Origin of the sequence: Ruoffia sp. FAM 20857, from assembly GCF_045528645.1 — a bacterium.
Taxonomy (GTDB): Bacteria; Bacillota; Bacilli; order Lactobacillales; family Aerococcaceae; genus Ruoffia; species Ruoffia halotolerans.
This window is the reverse complement of sequence record NZ_JBGQRB010000111.1, coordinates 1-895: the sequence shown is the minus strand read 5'-3', so window position 1 is coordinate 895 and position 895 is coordinate 1. Positions and strand designations below refer to the sequence as shown.

The following is an 895-nucleotide window of genomic DNA, read 5'->3' as shown; positions in this document are numbered from 1 at the left end:
ATGAGACTAAAAAGTTTTTCTTTAGCTTAGAAAATCGATTAAAATATTTTAATTTCGATAAAGTGATCCAAAATTGAAAAATAACGACTAGAATAACTCAATATTTAAAAGTATGAATTATTCAGGTCTCCTATGTAAGTAAATTCATAGCTCAGGTAGCCTAGCTTTTCTGTAACTTGGTTAAATACTTCAATATCTGGTTTTGAACCATTTAATTCTTCTGAAATAAACCAATGATTTTCAAGAATCCATCGGTTGGTGTGTAAGGTGTTTAATTTATTTCTTTGATCAATGGAAGGACCATTTGTAAGAATGAATAAGACAAAGTCAGCGGCTTGTAAATGCTCAAAGACATGAATGATTTCTGAATTAAGAGTTAAATGTTGACGGTAATATTCATTGAGTGCTTGGAATATCGTCGCTTGCTCAATACTTATTTCGTAATGAAATTTTTTATAAGTGGAAAGGATTCGGTCAAATTGGTACGCCGCTTTAGCTTTTCCCTCACGAATAAATTTCTCGTATTCAATATCAGATTGAACATCAAAGATGCGATTGAAAGATTCAAACGATGGCTGACTTTGAATCACATGTTCCTGCATCGTTTCGAATGCAGCACGGTAAAAATCACTTCTTTGGTAAAGGGTATCATCTAAGTCCCAACCAATGGTTTTAATCTGTTTCATAGTGTTTCCTTTGTAAATCTACCTTATAATATCAGGATTTATGTTTATGTAAGTATATGATAGCATGTTAATAGAGAGTTCCGAGAGTGTAAAATATTTTGTGTAAATAGAAAAAAGGAAGTCCCTTCTGTAGAATAGAGTTACCACACTAAATTCACAGAAAAGAGGACTTCCCTATGAACAATCTTACTACAGATATCTTACAGACT

1 protein-coding gene is annotated in these 895 nt (G+C 32.1%); it reads right to left on the bottom strand.

The features are described 5' to 3' along the window. Positions 1–104: 104 nt before the first annotated feature. The gene (locus tag ACEN4N_RS11440; protein WP_407090985.1) at positions 105–686 is read right to left on the bottom strand and encodes an HAD family hydrolase; all 582 of its coding nucleotides are present in this window, start codon (positions 684–686) and stop codon (positions 105–107) included. Positions 687–895 lie beyond the last annotated feature (209 nt).